The sequence below is a fragment of the Pedobacter sp. genome (assembly GCF_965227205.1).
In the GTDB taxonomy this organism is placed as follows: domain Bacteria; phylum Bacteroidota; class Bacteroidia; order Sphingobacteriales; family Sphingobacteriaceae; genus Pedobacter.
The window spans coordinates 588,940-605,806 of the sequence record NZ_OZ245727.1; the positions used below are offsets into that span (position 1 = coordinate 588,940).

Consider the following 16,867-nt stretch of genomic DNA (forward strand, 5'->3'; position numbering starts at 1 on the left):
AAACAAAATTAATGGTATCTATTTAGGGCTAAAATTCAAAAGGCAACATTAAAATAACGCACTCTTAATCGTAAAATTGGCTTTTTAGAAAATAAAACCGCACCTTTGCGAACCGTTAACGGAGGTTTTTAGCATGTAACAAAATAATAATTTGCTTATGGAAGAATTGGTTGTAGAGGAGATTCAGGAACTACTTGAAAAAGAAAATGATAAAGCATTAAAGCGATATCTTGATGAACTGAATATCTCGGATGTTGAAGAACTGATTGACGAACTTCCACAACATGCAGCCAAATTCATCGAAACCATTTCTTTAAACAGAGCAGTTAACGTTTTCCGTATTCTTGATTTTCGTACTCAGGAAAGAATAATAAAAAGGCTATCAGGCAATAAGTTAAATCAAATTATTAAAGATTTACCACCTGATGATCGTACCGCACTTTTCAGCGAACTTAAGGGCGATGTGGTAAAAAAAATGATTACCCTTTTACCTCCAGAAGAACGTAAAGAATCGCTTGCACTTTTAGGCTATAACGAATATAGTATTGGTCGATTAATGACGCCCGACTATATTGCTGTTAAACCAGAATGGTCTATTACCAGGGTTTTGGCGCACATCAGACGCTATGGTAAAAATTCTGAAACGATTGATGTTGTTTATGTAATCGATAAAGAAGGTGTTTTACTGGATGATATTAGAATTAGAGAGGTTTTACTAGCAGATCCTGAAGCAATTATCGGCGAACTGACTGATAAACGTTTTATTGCTTTAAAAGCAAACGACCCACAAGAAGATGCGATTAACATTTTCAGGATGAATAACCGCGTAGCTTTACCTGTTGTTGATGAAAATAATATTCTTTTAGGTATTGTTACTGTTGATGATATTTTATGGATTGCTAATGAAGAATATACCGAAGATATTCATAAAATTGGAGGTTCGCAGGCTTTAGATGAACCATATCTCGATGTACCGGTTTTCGAGCTGTACAAAAAACGAGTGGTTTGGCTTATCGTATTGTTTTTTGGTGAGTTATTAACTATTGCAGCCATGTCTAATTTCGAAAGCCAGATTGCAAAGGTTGTTATCTTGGCAACTTTTATTCCGCTTATTATTTCTAGTGGAGGCAATAGTGGTTCGCAGGCAGCAACGTTAATTATACAGGCAATGGCGCTAGGAGAGGTTACGGTTAGAGATTGGTGGAATGTAATGCGCAGGGAAATTTTCTCAGGTATGTTGCTCGGCACAACTTTATGTTTATTAAGTTTTGCGGTAATAGCCAGTTGGAATCTTTTTATGCCGGGTTTTACCGATCATTATATCAGAATCGGTTTAGTAGTTGGTTGTTCTTTAATTGGAGTGGTATTATGGGGAACATTAATGGGGTCTATGTTGCCACTTTTGCTTAAAAAAGTTGGGGCCGATCCTGCTGTTTCATCAACACCGTTTGTAGCAACTTTGGTTGATGTTACAGGTTTAATAATCTATTTCTCTTTTGCAATATTGTTTTTAAGTGGGATTTTACTTTAATCGTAAGCTATGCAAAACAAAATCACTACGCTTTTTACCGATATAGGTGGCGTTTTATTAACGAATGGCTGGGATAGAAAGGCAAGAGGCGAGGCTGCGGTACTTTTTAACCTCGATTCGGTTGATTTAGAAGAACGCCATCATTTAACTTTCGATACCTACGAAGTTGGTAAACTTACTTTGGATGAATACCTGGAAAGAATTGTTTTCTTCGAAGAACGTTCTTTTAGTTATGATGATTTTAAAACATTTATGTTTCAGAAATCGTTGCCTTACCCCGAAATGATTCAGCTGATTTGCGATTTAAAAAAGAAATACAACCTTAAAGTTGCAGTAATCAGCAACGAAGGAAGGGAATTAAATCAGTATCGAATCAATACTTTTAAGCTTAACGAATTTGTAGATTTTTTTGTTTCCTCAAGCTTTGTGCATTTCCGTAAACCCGATGCAGATATTTTCAAAGTGGCAATAGATATTTCGCAAAGTGATGTTGAAACAAGTTTATATATAGATGACAGAATGCTTTTTGTTCAGGTTGCTGAAGTTTTAGGTTTAAAAGGAATTCATCATACAGATTACGAAGATACCAAAGCGCAATTAGCTGCTTATGGTTTAGAGGTTTAAGCCATATAGATTGCTTCGGGCCTTGCAATGACATGAATATTGCTAATTTCCGTGTATTCTGTGTTTCCGTGGCAAAAACAAAAAAGCCACTCTTTCGAATGGCTTTATATTTTAATCGAACTTATAAGTCGTTACACATTAAATCTGAAGTGCATAATGTCACCATCTTCTACTACGTAAGTTTTACCTTCCACACCAAGTTTACCGGCATCTTTACAAGCATTTTCAGAACCTAAGGTTACAAAATCATTATATTTTATAACTTCAGCACGGATAAATCCTTTTTCAAAATCTGTGTGGATAACACCAGCAGCTTGTGGCGCTGTAAAACCTTTCGTAATTGTCCAGGCTCTAACTTCTTGCACACCTGCAGTGAAGTACGTGTAAAGATTTAACAATTTATAAGCAGCACGAATTAATTTATTTACGCCAGATTCGTCTAAACCTAAATCAGCTAAAAATTCCTGACGTTCTTCGTAGCTTTCTAATTCTGCAATTTCTGACTCAATTTTTGCAGAAATAACCAAAACCTCAGCGTTTTCATCAGCAACGTTTGCTTTAACTAAATCCACATATTTGTTTCCGGTAACTACTGATGCTTCATCAACATTACAAACATACATTACCGGTTTTTGGGTAAGTAAGCCTAAATCTTCAATGAAATCGAAATCTTCTTGTGCCAAAGCAGCAGTACGGATAGATTTTCCGCTTTCTAAATGAGATTTAACAACAGTTAAAATTTCATAAGTACGCTTTGCATCTTTATCTCCACCGGTTTTAGCCATTTTTTCAACTTTTTGAATACGTTTTTCAACGGTATCCAAATCCTTAAGCTGAAGTTCAGTATCAATAATTTCTCTATCACGAATTGGATCAACAGAACCATCAACGTGAATTACATTACCATCATCAAAACAACGTAAAACGTGAATAATAGCGTTTGTAGCACGAATGTTTCCTAAGAATTGGTTACCTAGTCCTTCACCCTTCGATGCACCTTTAACCAAACCTGCAATGTCAACAATCTCAATCGTATTGGGTTGTACTTTATTTGGTTTAACCAGTTCTGCAAGTTTAGTTAATCTATCATCCGGAACGGTAATAACGCCAACATTTGGCTCAATTGTGCAAAAAGGAAAGTTTGCTGCTTGCGCTTTTGCATTTGATAAACAATTAAAAAGTGTCGATTTACCCACATTTGGTAAGCCAACTATACCACACTGTAATGCCATTTATATTATCTTGATTTACGATTTACAATTTCACCTTTCACCTTTCACCTTTCACCTTTCACCTTTCACCTTTCACCTTTCACCTTTCACCTTTCACCTTTCACCACCTTTTTCAGGCGGCAAAGATAAGCTTTTAAAACCTTTAATTAAAGGCAGTAATTTGTGGCTAATCGATATTTTATCTAAGTTTAACGAAAATTAAAAATGATGACAGAACAATTTGAAGATAATAAGCCAGATGAGGTGAAATTAGTGGTGACTGAAGACATGCGGAGTTATATCTACGATATTACGAAGTGGGCAAGATTTATTTCAATTGTTGGTTTCGTAATTTCTATATTTCTAATTATGGCTGCCTTTAGTATTTCAGCTTTAATGAATAGTAATCCTGGTGTGGCAGCTCAATTAAACCAATTAGGTTCAAATGGTTCAACCGTTATTACTGTGCTTTATTTAGTTTTAGGTTTGCTATTATTTTATCCAAGTATTTTACTCAATAAAATTTCGAAAAAAGCTAAACAGGGTGTTTTATTTGGCGATCAGGAAAGTCTAAATCAATCATTTGCCACTTTGAAATCGTTATTCAAATTTTGGGGAATTGTTACGATTTTAATTATAGCTTTCCTTTTCTTCTCAAGATTTTTAGTAGGCGCTTAAAAATTAAGCCTGAAATAGTAGCCAATAAAAAAGCCTTTGTTAATTTAACAAAGGCTTTTTCTTATTTAAAACGAAAAATCGTCGGTTGTTTTTGCACTATGCTCACCATTTTCCGAATATTCGTAGCGTTTTTCTACAACGTCCTGATGAGTTTTAATGTAATCTACAGTTTCATTTAAACCTTCTGCAAATTTTTCGAAGTCTTCTTTGTATAAAAAGATTTTGTGTTTTACAAATACTCCGTCTTCTAATCTCTTCTTGCTTTCCGTTACTGTTAAGTAATAATCACCAGAACGAGTGGCCTTCACATCGAAAAAATAAGTTCTCTTACCTGCTCTTACTTTCTTTGAAAAAACTTCTTCTCTCTCTTTATTGTCGAATTCTCCCATGGTTGGTATTGATGTTGGTTTTTGGTTTCGGTAAATATAAAGCAAATATTTAAAGTTCAAAATAGTATTTAACACAAATTAAGCAGTACGGCTCTCTTCTTCTAATAGCTGGTTGTTGTAAAGCTCTGTATAACTGCCATTCAAGCTAATCAATTCATTATGTGTGCCTTGTTCTATTATCTTTCCGTCATCTAAAACCAAAATTTTATCAGCATTTTTTATAGTCGAAATTCTATGAGCAATTAAAATGCTGGTTTTATTAAGCATTATTTTTCCCAAATTTTGAAGAATTTCTTCTTCAGTTTTGGTATCAACCGCAGAAAGACAATCATCAAATATTAAAATCCTTGGCGATTTAATTAAAGCTCTTGCAATAGAAACACGCTGCTTTTGTCCGCCAGAAAGGGTTATGCCACGTTCACCAAGCATGGTTTCAAAACGTTCTTCAAAGTCTAATATGTTGTTATAAACCGATGCATTTTTAGCTGCATCATAAACTTCATCATCCGTTACTTTGTCTAAACCAAAGGCAATATTATTTTTAATTGTATCCGAAAAAAGAAAAACTTCCTGTGGTACAAAGCCAATTTGAGTTCTGTAATCTTTTAGATTTAAACCTTTCAAATTCTCTCCATCAATATTAATTGCCCCGCTATCAACATCATACATTCGCATTATCAGGTTTGCCAAAGTCGATTTTCCTGAACCAGTTTTGCCAATTATGGCAACAAATTCTCCGCTTTTTATTTCAAAACTTACATCTTTTAAAGCCTTAATGCCAGTATCTGGATAAGTGAAACTTACATTTTTGAATGAAATATTACCATTAACTACTCTACTTTCATCATTATTAGATTGAATATCAGAAGGAATATCCAAAAACTCATTAACTCTTTTTTGCGATGCAGCAGCTCTTTGTATTAGTGATGTAACCCAGCCCAACATCGTTACCGGGAAGGTTAACTGATTGATGTAAATGATAAATTCAGCAATATTACCAGCAGTAATACTACCATTCATTACTTGTACACCACCAATGTAAATGGTTAAAATTGTACTTAAGCCAATTAATAACAGCATTGTTGGGTAAAAAAGCGCCGAAACTTTTACCAAACTCATCGAGTCTTTTTTATAGTCGTTGCTTTGAATCTCGAACATATTACGCGTATAATCTTCGCGTACGTAAGATTTTATAATTCTAATGCCCGATAATCGCTCTTGAACAAAGGTTGATAAACTCGAAAGTCTTTCTTGTATTTTACCGCTTTTTTTAAAAATCAGTGTATTTACATAATATATAATAACAACAAGAAAAGGCAGCGGTAACAAACAATAAATGGCCAATTTTGAATTTACATCAAACATAGACCAAATAATAAGAACCGATAAAACAAACGTATTTATGGTATACATTATCGCCGGACCAACGTACATTCTCACCCTGTTTACATCTTCAGTAGCACGATTCATTAAATCGCCCGTGTTGTTTCTTCTATAAAAACCTAAACTAAGTTTTTGGTAATGCTGGTAAATATCATTCTTCATATCAAATTCGATATGCCGCGACATTAAAATAATGGTTTGTCGCATAAAAAATAAAAACAGACCTCTTAAAACGTAAAGTGCAATAACTAAAAAGCCGAAATATAAAAGGCTATTACTGAAAATATTATAAACAAGTTCTTGTCGGTTAAAACCATCAAAAAGATTGTAAATCTGAATGTTTTCAGTAATTAAATCGAAAGCGTAACCAATTACCTGAGCAGGTACAACACCAAAAATATTAGAAATTACAACGAAAATACTTCCCGGAATAATCCACCATTTATATTTCAGAAAATATTTATTTAAGCGACTCAGGTGTTTCATACTATACAAACTTAGATAAATTTGTTATTCTACACCGCATATTTGTGGTTAAGTATTTAAGCTTTAAAAACTAATGACATTTTTAAGGTTTTGAAAAGCAGGTTTCAGTTTTTTATCGGTTAAGGTTGGTCCCGCCATTTGCTTTACTTGCCTCATAAAAATTCGGCTGCGTGTTCGCTGCTGTCGGGTTTAATTAACTTAAAACTGAAGCCTTGAATTCAAATTTCCTATCTGATTTTCTATTATCAGATGGTTGAAACCAACGGCAATGAACAGCAAATTTCTTAAACGCATTATTTTATAAAGAATGTACAAGTTCATTTCAGGCTGCTTTAGCTGCCTGTTATTTTGCATAATGTGGCTTTAGCTAAATACTTTAAGACAAAAGTTTGCATTGGGTCAAATGCATCAAACTTCAAAATACCCATCACATTTTATAACAGCAGAAACAACTCCCCTCCTAATTTAGGAGAGCTTGTCCCGTCCCTTCGGGAGGCAAGGGGTGGTTAAACCTTCCCAACAATTCCTAAAGAAGTTATTTAAACCCGACAGCAGCAGAAATACTTTTTGTATACAAAAACTTTCAATCGGCAAAAGCCAACAAAAAGATTGTAGCAAATGGCGGGACTGCAATTGCCGAAGCATTACTTTAACTGATTTTCAAGAAAATAAAATAGAGATAAGTAAAACTTTGAGCCTAATAAATGATGTCTGCAGTAGCCACGCTGAATTAATTTTGTTATAGTTTAGTTAAATACGTGTAATAATGGTTTTTTATTTTAATTTTGCAGCAGGTTAGCCTAACGTTCATTATGCCAGTAAATTCTTCGTCAGATTCATCAATTTTAGAGCAATTAAGTGCTTACGGGCACAAGAAGTTGGTTTTTTGTAATGATCCCGACACTGGCTTAAAAGCAATTATTGCAATTCACGATACAACTTTAGGTCCGGCTTTGGGTGGAACACGCATGTGGAGCTACACGACAGAAGCCGAAGCTTTAGAAGATGCCCTTCGTTTATCGAGAGGAATGACTTACAAATCAGCCATTACCGGCTTAAATTTAGGTGGCGGTAAAGGTGTAATTATTGGCGATTCCAGAAAAGACAAATCAGAAACTTTAATGCGTAGCTATGGCAGGTTTATTAAAAACCTGAATGGCGAATTTATTACGGCCGAAGAAATGGGAACCAATACGCGTGATATGGAATACATTCGTATGGAAACCAATCACGTTACGGGTGTGCCAGAATCTTTAGGTGGTGCAGGTAATCCGGCTCCATTTACTGCCCAAGGCGTTTATTTGGGCATTAAAGCAAGTGTTAAAGAAGTTTTTGGTACCGATATGCTTGCAGGCAGAACAGTTGTTGTACAAGGAATTGGTAACGTTGGCGAGCATTTAGTTGCTTTGCTTAGAAAAGAAAATGCCGAAGTTTTAATCAGCGATATTAATCAGGAACAGCTTACTTACGTTGCCAGAAAATATAAAGCTAAACCTATTGAAGCCGACAAAATTTTTGGAATAGATGCTGATGTTTATGCACCTTGCGCTATGGGTGCAACGGTTAATAACAAAACCATTGAGCGCATGAAGTTTGCAATTATTGCAGGTTCGGCAAATAACCAGTTAAAAGATGAGGTTTTGGATAGCGAATTGCTTTTGAAAAAAGGTATTCTTTTTGCTCCGGATTATTTAATTAATGCAGGCGGCTTAATTGCTTGTTACTCTGAATTAACCGGCTTTGGCAAAAAACGTACTGTACAACTTACAGAAAACATTTACGAGGCAACCAGAAACGTAATTAAGCTTAGCAAAACCGAACAAATACCAACAAATATTGCAGCAAACCGCATAGCTGAAAAAAGAATTGCGGATATAAAAAAAATAAAATCAACATATTAAATAATTTATTAACCGGTTTAACAAACCACACTCGTTCTTACATTCATGTTAAATAGAAGGCACTTAAGAATCAAAGCTTTGCAAAACATTTTTGCTTGGCACATGGCGGATAAAAAAGACATTAAAGGTGATTTAAAAATCTTAATGCAAAGTATTGATAGCGTATACGAAATGTATATCTGGATGCTATCTTTAATGGTAGAGGTTACTGAGTTTACAGCCAACGATGCTGCTGAACGTGCCAACAAATACATCAAAACAGCTGAGGATATTAATCCTAACCTGAAATTGCTTCATAACAAATTCAGTGTTTTAATGCAGCAAAACCCTGAATACATCTCGGCAATTAAAAAATATAAAGTAGATTGGGGCTTCGATCCGGAAATTCGTAAAACAGTTTACAACTCTTTAAAAGCATCAAAAGAATATGCCGAATATCTTGCAGATCCGAACGAAAGTTTAGAATCATCAAAAGATATTATCAAATACATTTTCAGAAAAATAATCTTAAAAAATCAAGGAATTATTCAGGTTTTTGAAGAGAAATTTATCAACTGGCAGGTAGATCATGAGGTAATGAAAGGGATGGTTGCTAAGACCTTGAAAAACTTTACGTTTGATGATCCTTTCAAAAACAAACTGACTGAAATTAGCGCAGATTGGATTGAGGATAGCAAATTTGTACAAGATTTATTTGTGCATACTTTACAGAATGATGCAAAATACCAGGATATGATTGCCGATAGAACTAAAAACTGGGAATCGGAACGTATTGCTTTAATGGATACAATTTTAATGAAAATGGCAATTTGCGAATTGCTTAATTTCCCATCTATCCCTGTTAAGGTTACAATCAACGAATACTTAGAGTTATCAAAAGATTACAGTACACCGAAAAGTAATTCGTTTATTAACGGTATTTTAGATAAAATTTTAGGCGACCTTAAAAAGAACAATACGATTAAGAAAATCGGTCGCGGATTAATTGAAGAATAAATATGAAAAAAGTATTCATCCTAGTAATTGTAGCTTTATCATTTACAGCTTGTCGTAATGCAAATAACTCGACAGCGGAAGTAACTTCTAGCGATAGTTCAGCAACATCAAAAATTGCTCCTGCAGATGCTCCGGTAATTACATTTGAACGTGAAATTTACGATTTTGAAAAAATTAATGAAGGCGAAAAAGCTGAACACGAATTTAAGTTCAAAAACACTGGTAAAAGTCCATTAATTATTTCGAACGCTACTGCAACTTGCGGCTGCACAATTCCAGAAACACCAAAAGAACCAATATTACCAGGCAAAGAAGGTGTTATTAAAGTTGTGTTTAACAGCGAAGGTAAAGTTGGCATGCAGGATAAAGTTGTTACGGTGGTATCAAATGCAAATCCAAATATTAGTACAGTACATTTAGTAGGCGAGGTGCTTGCAAAGAAATAATTGTTTATATCGATAGATAATATCAAAATAATCAATTTAGATAGTTTAATCAGTTAAAGGTTTTTAACAACACAAATAAAAAAAGAAATGACTTCGACAGTAATTTTACAAGCAGCAGGTGGTGGTATGTTGGGTACGGTTGTACCAATGGTATTAATCATGGTAGTTTTCTACTTTTTCATGATTCGTCCACAGGTTAAAAAAGCAAAAGATCATAAAAAATTAGTAGCAGAATTAGGTAAAGGCGATAAAGTAATTACAACAGCAGGTATTCATGGAAAAATTATCGACATGAACGAAACTACTTTTGTAATCGAATCTGAATTCGGAGCTAAATTACGTTTCGATAAATCGGCAGTTTCGCTAGACGCAACTAAAGCTGCAGCAACTCCAAAAGCATAATCAAAATTGATTTGATTTTTATAGCAGTCTCGAAAACTTTCGAGACTGTTTTTGTTTTACTACATTTGGATATGTAGCTTTTCTTAAAGTTCATATTTATAATTTATATGCCGTTTATCAAGTTAACTCAGATAGAAAAAAGACGTGTAATAAGCTTACTTGCTTGTCTGCTCTTAGCAATTGCTGCCTGGCTTTTTATGGCATTAAACAATAAGTATGAGTATACAGCAAAAACGGTACTTATTTATAAAAACTTCCCTCAAAAAAGAGCATTTCATCCATCTCAATCTGATACGGTTGATTTAAAAGTTGAAGGTACAGGTTGGCAATTGCTTTTTGCAAGGTTAAGGGTAAATCCACAATCAATATCTGTTAGTTTAAATCAGTTAAATAGGAGAGATTATGTAGTGCTTTCAGACCAGCTTTACGGAATAAACAAACAATTAGAAAGTTCGCAAAAAATAATTTCGGTAAAGCCAGATACATTGTACTTCGATTTTACAAAAAGATCCACAAAGAAGGTTAACATTAGATTAGTGCAGAAAATAGATTTTGTAAAGCAATATGGCATTTCAAATGATATAAAACTTACCCCTCAGGAAGTGACTGTAACCGGACCAATTGAAGAGCTACAAAAAATTGAAAGCTGGAATACTGACACCCTGAAATTGGTTAAAGTTCAAAACAATGCTACTGTTAGGGTTGCATTACAGCATAGCACATTAAAAAATGTAAATATTTTCCCATCTATTGTGGAGGTAAAACTCCCGGTTGATGAGTTTACTGAGAAAACAATTGAAGTTCCATTAAAGATTACCAATAACTGGAATTACAATAGCATAAAGCTTTATCCTAAGAAAGTAAAAGTTACATTTTTGGTTGCGTTAAGTAATTATGAGCAGGTTGATGAAAATTTTATTACAGCCACCGTTGATGCAGATGAATGGCAGAAACTTAATCACCATCAATTTTCAGTTAAAATATCTCAGTTTCCAAATTATTGCAAGTTGGTTCGTATTGTTCCTTCAAAAATTGATTTCGTTGTAGAAAAATAATGTATAAAGTTGGTATAACAGGCGGAATTGGAAGTGGTAAAACTACTGTTTGTAAGGTGTTTGAAGTTTTAGGCATTCCGGTTTTTTATGCCGATACAGTTGCAAAAGAAATAATGGTTACTGATACTTTACTTATTGATGGTGTAAAAAATACCTTCGGTAATGAAAGCTATTTTGAAGATGGAAAACTCAATAACAAGCATATTGCAGGCATCGTTTTTAACAATGAATTTGAATTGGCAAAACTAAATGCCTTGGTTCATCCAGCCGTATTTAGAGCTTTTGATATCTGGGAAGCAGAGATTGATTCTAATGTTCCATATTCGCTAAAGGAAGCTGCTTTATTGTTTGAAAGTGGTTCTTACAAAATGGCTGATACAACAATCTTGGTAACTGCTCCTTTGGATATTAAGCTTAAAAGAGTAATGCAACGCGATGGCGCAACTGCAGAACAAGTAAAAGCCCGAATGGATAAACAACTGAGCGATGAAGAGAAGTCTGAACTGGCAAACCATTTTATTGTAAACGACGAAGAGAATTCAATTATCGAACAGGTATTAGTTTTACACAAAAAGTTTTTAGATATCGCTTCAAATCATAAGTGATTCTTGAAATAATATAAATAAATTTCAAACTTTAATCTGTAAATCTGAAGCTCACATTCATTTTAAATCCTGCCTTATCATTAAATCCTATTCATGATTTTAGAAGATTTTATTACAATTACCCCAACTGGATTGTACTGTATTTACGGTGATTTTTATTTAGATCCGCAACAACCCGTTCAAAATGCGGTAGTTTCTCACGCACATGGCGATCATGCGATAGGAGGAAGTCAAAATGTATATTGTACAGCTCCAACTAAAACTTTTATGGAACATCGGTATCGCAAATTTGCAGCGGTTGATTTTCATGTAAAAGCATATCATGAAACTTTTAAAATTAACGATGTTGCAATAACGTTTTATTCAGCCGGACATATCTTAGGTTCAGCGCAGATTTTAATGGAATATCAAGGCGTAAAATACCTTTATACTGGAGATTATAAAATTGAAGCAGATGATACTTGTGAACCTTATGAATTTATCGAAGCCGATGTTTTAATTACGGAGAGTACTTTCGCAAATCCTGAAACCAAACATCCATCTCCAATTGATGAAATAAGCAAATTGAACGAAACCAACTCAAATATTATGCTTGGCGCTTATACTTTAGGTAAAAGCCAACGTATTATTCAATTACTGAATCAAAATTGTCCTACCAAAAACATTATGGTGCATCACAGCATTATGCCATTTGTAAAGATTTACGAAAATTATGGTGTTAAGTTGGGAGATTACAAAATGTACGATAGAAAAGTGATGAAGAACAATCAAGAACATCAGGTTTACATTGTACCACCAATGGTTTTTCATAGTTACCATAAAGCAATAAACGTTGTACGGGCATTTGCATCGGGATGGAAAAATTTACAACAGCAAAATGGAATAGCTTTATACATTTCCGATCATGCAGATTGGAATGCCATATTAGAAACCATCGAGAAAGTAAAACCTAAACAAGTTTGGACCTTGCATGGCGATGGCAAACAGCTGAAAGAATATTTTAAGGGTAGGTTGGAAATCAAGATAATGAATTAAAGATAGAATGAGTGAAAAATAGAATTAATGAATGATAGAATGATAAAATAATGCTGACACAAATAAATTTGTTAACCCAATAATTCAATACCTAATGTTTTCATATTCAATCATTCAAAATTCACTCAATCAATAATTAAATATGAAAGAAGGCGAAGACTTTTATTTTAATGAAGATGGATTGATGGTTTTTACAGTAGCCTATCATTTAAAGCGTGGCTATTGTTGCAAGAATAAATGTAAACACTGTCCGTGGGGTTTTGGTAAAAAGAAGGGGAAGAAGTGATTAGTTTCAATCCTGCTTTAAAATTCAATATTTAATGCCCTCCGGCAAAAAAACCAATCAGTGAAACCCCAATTCCCATTAAAACCGCTATCATTTTGCGGGTATTAATTTTATGGTCGGCGCTTGATTCGAATAAAATTGTAGTAGAAATGTGTAAGAAAATACCAATCACAATACCCATAATTTTATTGAAATACGCATCTATACCACCAATTGTTCCATTGCTCAAACCAACACTTACATAAAAGCCTAGTGGTGCCATTATTGCAAAAATAATTAAATAGAGCACAATACTGCCTTTTTTGAAGTGATTTTGCATCAAAATACTCGCTAATGCAAACGCAGCGGGAATGTGGTGTAATGATATTCCGAATATCAATTCGTTATGTTGGTCTTTCGCAAGCGGCATTCCTTCCAAAAAGGCGTGTAAACATAAGCTTATCATTATTCCAAAAGGAAAAACATGACCATCGTGATGTTTGTGAATATGACCATGTTCAACGCCTTCAGAAAATTGTTCCAAAAATATCTGAAGTAAAAATCCTATCAATATAAAAATACCGATTTGCCATTTATCTGGTCCGCTGTAAGCATCAGGAATTAAATGTAAAACTGTAATACCAAAAAGATAGGCGCCACTAAATGATAAAATCAGTTTCAGTAATTTAGATTTATCGCTTTTAACCAAGAATATAGATGAACCTCCTAATAAGGCGCAGAAAAAAAGTACAGCGAATTTCCAGATTTCCATAGCTTAAAAATCAGGTTGTAATTTCTTAAAAATTCTTGAACACATAAAACCGATTATTGTTCCTAATATTGCCCCGCTGATAACATCAACTGGATAATGTACGCCAACATAAACCTGAGCAAAACTAATAATTGCCGCCCAAAATATGCCGATTGGTAATATTGGTTTCCATCGGCTGTAAAAAATACAGATTAAGAAAACGGCTATCGCAAAATGATTTGTAGCGTGTGCCGAAGGAAAACTCAATCCACTTCCACAAGGTACACGATGAATAATTTCATTTGAAAGACTAAAATCGTTGCATGGCCTTACTCTCGCAATAAATGGTTTAATTAATCTTGAAGCTATTAGATCGCCCATGGCGAATGTAAAAAGCAACATTGCAATAATGTAATAGCCTTGCTTTTTATATTGTTTTATACAAAAAATAACAATGAATAAGTAAAGTGGCGACCAAAAAAAACGGTTGCGCATTAAAGGCATTAACCAATCGAAAAAGCCATTTGATAAACCACGGTGGATTTTCAAAAACAACTCAACATCAAATTGCTGTATGTTTTCTATCATGCTTTTTTACAAATTAAAATTAATCTGTCTGATGTACATTCATCATAATGCTCCAGCGCATAATTGCCGAAAATTTTATCGATAACTATACCTGCTTTAGTAAGCATACGCTCAAAATCTTCTAAACTAAATGCTTGAACACGCTCTTCAAAATTGAATACTTTACCTTTATCTTCGAAATTTATCTTTTTAATGATTTTCCCATCCACAACATTTTTAGTGATGTTAAAGGTAATTCCATCAAGTGATTTCGCTTCGCAAGAATTTAAGTTTCTGATGATTTTGGCGGTATTGAAGTAATCGATAACTAACATTCCATCAGCTTTTAAAGACTTTCTAAAGGTTTTTAAAGCATTTACATGGTCTTTTTCAGTATCGAAATATCCAAAACTCGTAAACAGATTCATTGCAACATCAAAGTAATTGATGTAAAACAATCTGCGCATATCGTGAACTAAAAAATGCAGCTTGTTATTTTCAAACTGTCTGGCGTATTTAATGCTCTGTTCTGATAAATCTATGCCTGTAACATCGAAACCTTTTTTGTTCAGGTAAATAGAATGCCTGCCTTTACCGCAAGCAATATCCAACATTTTTGAATCTGCTTCGGGTTTTAGGTAATTAGTTAAGTTATCTATAAAAAATTCAGCTTCAGCATCATTTCTCTGTTGATAAAGGATATGATAATACGGCGAATTAAACCAATACTGAAACCACTTGCGCTGCATATAAAAAGCTTTTTTATTTTGGAAAGCCGCAAAATTAGATAAAATAGAATTAAACGCTGAATATAATTCTAACCGAAATCCTATTTTCTTTTGCGCAGTCGCTAAAATTTAATAATGCGCAAATATAAGCTTTTACAACTCCCAATAAAGTTTTGAAGTTAATTTATGCAACATTATTGCATATTCAGAAAGTTGGATGATAATTAATGCAAAATAATCTCTTAAAATCTTCCATAAAGATTAAAGATACTCATACGTTTGATTAAGTGCGCTAACACAAATTCCACTAAATACATAGCATAATAGATATAAACAGAATGTAAATTAAAGCTTTGAACCTGCGTAAAATAACTGCTATCTTATTTTTTTTGCTATTTTTGAACCTCTAAAATAAAATACAAAAAGTGACTTTAATAAAATCGATTTCGGGAATACGAGGAACCATTGGCGGACAAGCTGGAAACGGCTTAACACCTATAGATGTAGTAAAATTTACAGCAGCTTTTGGTAGCTGGGTAGTACAAAAAACAGGTAATAAAAGAATTGTTTTAGGTAGAGATGCCCGCATTTCTGGCGAAATGGTTAACAATTTGGTTATCGGTACACTTCAAGGTTTAGGTATAGAAGTGATCGATTTAGGTCTATCAACCACACCAACCGTAGAAGTTGCAGTACCTGATGAACAAGCAGGTGGCGGAATTATTTTAACTGCAAGCCATAACCCAAAACAGTGGAACGCTTTAAAATTATTAAACGCAAATGGCGAATTTATTAGTGATTTAGATGGTAAAGAAGTTTTAGATTTAGCAGAAAGTGCAGCTTTTGATTTTGCTGATGTTGATAAGCTTGGCAAAGTAATTAAAAATGATACTTACTTACAAAAACACATAGATAAAGTTTTAGCATTGCCTTTGGTAGATGTTGAAGCCATTAAAAAAGCTGATTTTAAAGTTGTTATCGATTGTGTTAATTCAACCGGTGGTATTTTTATTCCTGCTTTATTAAAAGCTTTGGGCGTTACTAAGATTACTGAATTATATTGTACTCCAGATGGCCATTTTCCGCACAATCCAGAACCACTTCCAGAAAACTTAACTGAAATTTCTAAAGAAGTACAAAAGCAAAATGCAGATTTAGGTATCGTTGTAGACCCGGATGTTGATCGTTTGTGTTTTGTAAACGAAGATGGAAGTATGTTTGGCGAAGAATATACTTTGGTAGCCGTTGCAGATTATGTACTTAAAAACACACCGGGTAATACGGTTTCAAATCTTTCATCAACACGTGCATTACGCGATGTTACTGAAAAAGCAGGCTCAACATATAACGCTTCGGCGGTAGGAGAGGTAAACGTTGTAAATAAAATGAAAGAAACCAATGCTGTTATCGGCGGCGAAGGTAATGGTGGTATCATCTATCCGGAATCTCACTACGGTAGAGATGCTTTAGTAGGTATTGCTTTATTTTTAACGCATTTGGCAAAATTTGGTAAATCTATTTCATTGTTAAGAAGTAGTTATCCTCAATACCACATCTCTAAAAATAAAATTACCCTTACGCCAGAAATGGATATCGATAATTTATTGAAACAGGTTGAAGAGAAATATAAAAACCAGCCTTACAGCACTATCGATGGTTTAAAAATCGAGTTCGATAAAACATGGGTACATTTACGTCGTTCTAATACTGAGCCAATTATCCGTATTTATAGCGAAGCAGAAAATGAAACCGTTGCAGAAAACCTGGCGAATAAAATCATATCTGATATAAAGGAAATCCTTAAATTAAATTAG

18 protein-coding genes are annotated in these 16,867 nt (G+C 34.0%); 12 read left to right on the plus strand and 6 right to left on the minus strand.

The annotated features are described in order from the left end of the window. Positions 1-157 precede the first annotated feature (157 nt). Together mgtE and ACO05K_RS02325 are read left to right on the plus strand one after the other, a co-directional pair. On the plus strand, positions 158-1,531 hold the full coding sequence (mgtE, locus tag ACO05K_RS02320) for a magnesium transporter (RefSeq protein ID WP_421942854.1): 1,374 nt from the start codon (positions 158-160) through the stop codon (positions 1,529-1,531). A 9-nt stretch (positions 1,532-1,540) separates the two neighbouring features. Next, positions 1,541-2,155 carry an HAD hydrolase-like protein gene (locus ACO05K_RS02325; RefSeq protein WP_421942855.1) on the plus strand — a complete coding sequence of 205 codons (615 nt, stop codon included), beginning with the start codon at positions 1,541-1,543 and terminating at the stop codon, positions 2,153-2,155. Between the two features lie 131 nt (positions 2,156-2,286). Here the strand turns inward: ACO05K_RS02325 and ychF are convergent, their stop codons facing one another. After that, complete coding sequence (gene ychF, locus ACO05K_RS02330) at positions 2,287-3,387, minus strand: redox-regulated ATPase YchF (RefSeq protein ID WP_421942856.1); 1,101 nt, start codon at positions 3,385-3,387, stop codon at positions 2,287-2,289. Between the two features lie 204 nt (positions 3,388-3,591). Between ychF and ACO05K_RS02335 the strand changes: the two genes are divergently transcribed. Then, the gene (locus tag ACO05K_RS02335; protein WP_421942857.1) at positions 3,592-4,044 is read left to right on the plus strand and encodes a DUF5362 family protein; all 453 of its coding nucleotides are present in this window, start codon (positions 3,592-3,594) and stop codon (positions 4,042-4,044) included. Positions 4,045-4,109: 65 nt separating this feature from the next. Here the strand turns inward: ACO05K_RS02335 and ACO05K_RS02340 are convergent, their stop codons facing one another. Further along, positions 4,110-4,433 (minus strand): DUF3276 family protein, encoded by a 324-nt coding sequence (locus ACO05K_RS02340; RefSeq protein ID WP_290243437.1) that lies wholly within the window; start codon positions 4,431-4,433, stop codon positions 4,110-4,112. 78 nt (positions 4,434-4,511) lie between these two features. Next, complete coding sequence (locus ACO05K_RS02345) at positions 4,512-6,302, minus strand: ABC transporter ATP-binding protein (RefSeq protein WP_421942858.1); 1,791 nt, start codon at positions 6,300-6,302, stop codon at positions 4,512-4,514. Positions 6,303-7,114: 812 nt separating this feature from the next. Between ACO05K_RS02345 and ACO05K_RS02350 the strand changes: the two genes are divergently transcribed. From ACO05K_RS02350 to ACO05K_RS02385, 8 genes are all read left to right on the plus strand, one after another. Then, positions 7,115-8,203 carry a Glu/Leu/Phe/Val family dehydrogenase gene (locus ACO05K_RS02350; protein ID WP_421942859.1) on the plus strand — a complete coding sequence of 363 codons (1,089 nt, stop codon included), beginning with the start codon at positions 7,115-7,117 and terminating at the stop codon, positions 8,201-8,203. A 45-nt stretch (positions 8,204-8,248) separates the two neighbouring features. Beyond that, positions 8,249-9,199, plus strand: a complete 951-nt coding sequence (nusB, locus tag ACO05K_RS02355; protein ID WP_421942860.1) for a transcription antitermination factor NusB — start codon at positions 8,249-8,251, stop codon at positions 9,197-9,199. A gap of 2 nt (positions 9,200-9,201) precedes the next feature. Then, positions 9,202-9,645, plus strand: coding sequence for a DUF1573 domain-containing protein (locus tag ACO05K_RS02360; protein ID WP_421942861.1), 444 nt, complete (start codon positions 9,202-9,204; stop codon positions 9,643-9,645). An 87-nt stretch (positions 9,646-9,732) separates the two neighbouring features. Next, complete coding sequence (gene yajC, locus ACO05K_RS02365; RefSeq protein WP_421942862.1) at positions 9,733-10,047, plus strand: preprotein translocase subunit YajC; 315 nt, start codon at positions 9,733-9,735, stop codon at positions 10,045-10,047. Positions 10,048-10,154: 107 nt separating this feature from the next. Further along, positions 10,155-11,102, plus strand: coding sequence for a YbbR-like domain-containing protein (locus tag ACO05K_RS02370; RefSeq protein ID WP_421942863.1), 948 nt, complete (start codon positions 10,155-10,157; stop codon positions 11,100-11,102). Beyond that, a complete protein-coding gene (gene coaE / locus ACO05K_RS02375) occupies positions 11,102-11,707 on the plus strand; it encodes a dephospho-CoA kinase (RefSeq protein WP_421942864.1) in 606 nt (201 codons plus the stop codon). Before ACO05K_RS02370 ends, coaE begins: the two co-directional genes overlap by 1 nt. A 93-nt stretch (positions 11,708-11,800) precedes the next feature. Next, a complete protein-coding gene (locus ACO05K_RS02380) occupies positions 11,801-12,742 on the plus strand; it encodes an exonuclease (RefSeq protein WP_421942865.1) in 942 nt (313 codons plus the stop codon). 142 nt (positions 12,743-12,884) lie between these two features. After that, the gene (locus ACO05K_RS02385; RefSeq protein WP_421942866.1) at positions 12,885-13,028 is read left to right on the plus strand and encodes a DUF5522 domain-containing protein; all 144 of its coding nucleotides are present in this window, start codon (positions 12,885-12,887) and stop codon (positions 13,026-13,028) included. Positions 13,029-13,059: 31 nt separating this feature from the next. Here ACO05K_RS02385 and ACO05K_RS02390 read toward each other — a convergent pair whose 3' ends face one another. The 3 genes from ACO05K_RS02390 to ACO05K_RS02400 are packed head-to-tail and all read right to left on the minus strand — an operon-like array spanning position 13,060 to position 15,074. After that, on the minus strand, positions 13,060-13,779 hold the full coding sequence (locus ACO05K_RS02390; protein WP_421942867.1) for a ZIP family metal transporter: 720 nt from the start codon (positions 13,777-13,779) through the stop codon (positions 13,060-13,062). A 3-nt stretch (positions 13,780-13,782) separates the two neighbouring features. Then, positions 13,783-14,346 (minus strand): phosphatase PAP2 family protein, encoded by a 564-nt coding sequence (locus tag ACO05K_RS02395; protein ID WP_421942868.1) that lies wholly within the window; start codon positions 14,344-14,346, stop codon positions 13,783-13,785. After that, positions 14,343-15,074, minus strand: a complete 732-nt coding sequence (locus ACO05K_RS02400) for a class I SAM-dependent methyltransferase (protein ID WP_421942869.1) — start codon at positions 15,072-15,074, stop codon at positions 14,343-14,345. Before ACO05K_RS02400 ends, ACO05K_RS02395 begins: the two co-directional genes overlap by 4 nt. Before the next feature lie 404 nt (positions 15,075-15,478). Between ACO05K_RS02400 and glmM the strand changes: the two genes are divergently transcribed. After that, a complete protein-coding gene (gene glmM, locus ACO05K_RS02405; RefSeq protein WP_421942870.1) occupies positions 15,479-16,867 on the plus strand; it encodes a phosphoglucosamine mutase in 1,389 nt (462 codons plus the stop codon).

Bases quoted from the DNA above. Each gene is read 5' to 3' on its own strand.
- ACO05K_RS02335 (WP_421942857.1), top strand. From the start codon at position 3,592: ATGATGACAGAACAATTTGAAGATAATAAGCCAGATGAGGTGAAATTA.
- ACO05K_RS02395 (WP_421942868.1), bottom strand. From the start codon at position 14,346: ATGATAGAAAACATACAGCAATTTGATGTTGAGTTGTTTTTGAAAATC.
- ychF (WP_421942856.1), bottom strand. From the start codon at position 3,387: ATGGCATTACAGTGTGGTATAGTTGGCTTACCAAATGTGGGTAAATCG.
- ACO05K_RS02380 (WP_421942865.1), top strand. From the start codon at position 11,801: ATGATTTTAGAAGATTTTATTACAATTACCCCAACTGGATTGTACTGT.
- ACO05K_RS02325 (WP_421942855.1), top strand. From the start codon at position 1,541: ATGCAAAACAAAATCACTACGCTTTTTACCGATATAGGTGGCGTTTTA.
- nusB (WP_421942860.1), top strand. From the start codon at position 8,249: ATGTTAAATAGAAGGCACTTAAGAATCAAAGCTTTGCAAAACATTTTT.
- ACO05K_RS02360 (WP_421942861.1), top strand. From the start codon at position 9,202: ATGAAAAAAGTATTCATCCTAGTAATTGTAGCTTTATCATTTACAGCT.
- ACO05K_RS02345 (WP_421942858.1), bottom strand. From the start codon at position 6,302: ATGAAACACCTGAGTCGCTTAAATAAATATTTTCTGAAATATAAATGG.
- ACO05K_RS02340 (WP_290243437.1), bottom strand. From the start codon at position 4,433: ATGGGAGAATTCGACAATAAAGAGAGAGAAGAAGTTTTTTCAAAGAAA.
- ACO05K_RS02385 (WP_421942866.1), top strand. From the start codon at position 12,885: ATGAAAGAAGGCGAAGACTTTTATTTTAATGAAGATGGATTGATGGTT.
- coaE (WP_421942864.1), top strand. From the start codon at position 11,102: ATGTATAAAGTTGGTATAACAGGCGGAATTGGAAGTGGTAAAACTACT.
- ACO05K_RS02390 (WP_421942867.1), bottom strand. From the start codon at position 13,779: ATGGAAATCTGGAAATTCGCTGTACTTTTTTTCTGCGCCTTATTAGGA.
- yajC (WP_421942862.1), top strand. From the start codon at position 9,733: ATGACTTCGACAGTAATTTTACAAGCAGCAGGTGGTGGTATGTTGGGT.
- ACO05K_RS02400 (WP_421942869.1), bottom strand. From the start codon at position 15,074: ATGCAGCGCAAGTGGTTTCAGTATTGGTTTAATTCGCCGTATTATCAT.
- mgtE (WP_421942854.1), top strand. From the start codon at position 158: ATGGAAGAATTGGTTGTAGAGGAGATTCAGGAACTACTTGAAAAAGAA.
- ACO05K_RS02370 (WP_421942863.1), top strand. From the start codon at position 10,155: ATGCCGTTTATCAAGTTAACTCAGATAGAAAAAAGACGTGTAATAAGC.
- ACO05K_RS02350 (WP_421942859.1), top strand. From the start codon at position 7,115: ATGCCAGTAAATTCTTCGTCAGATTCATCAATTTTAGAGCAATTAAGT.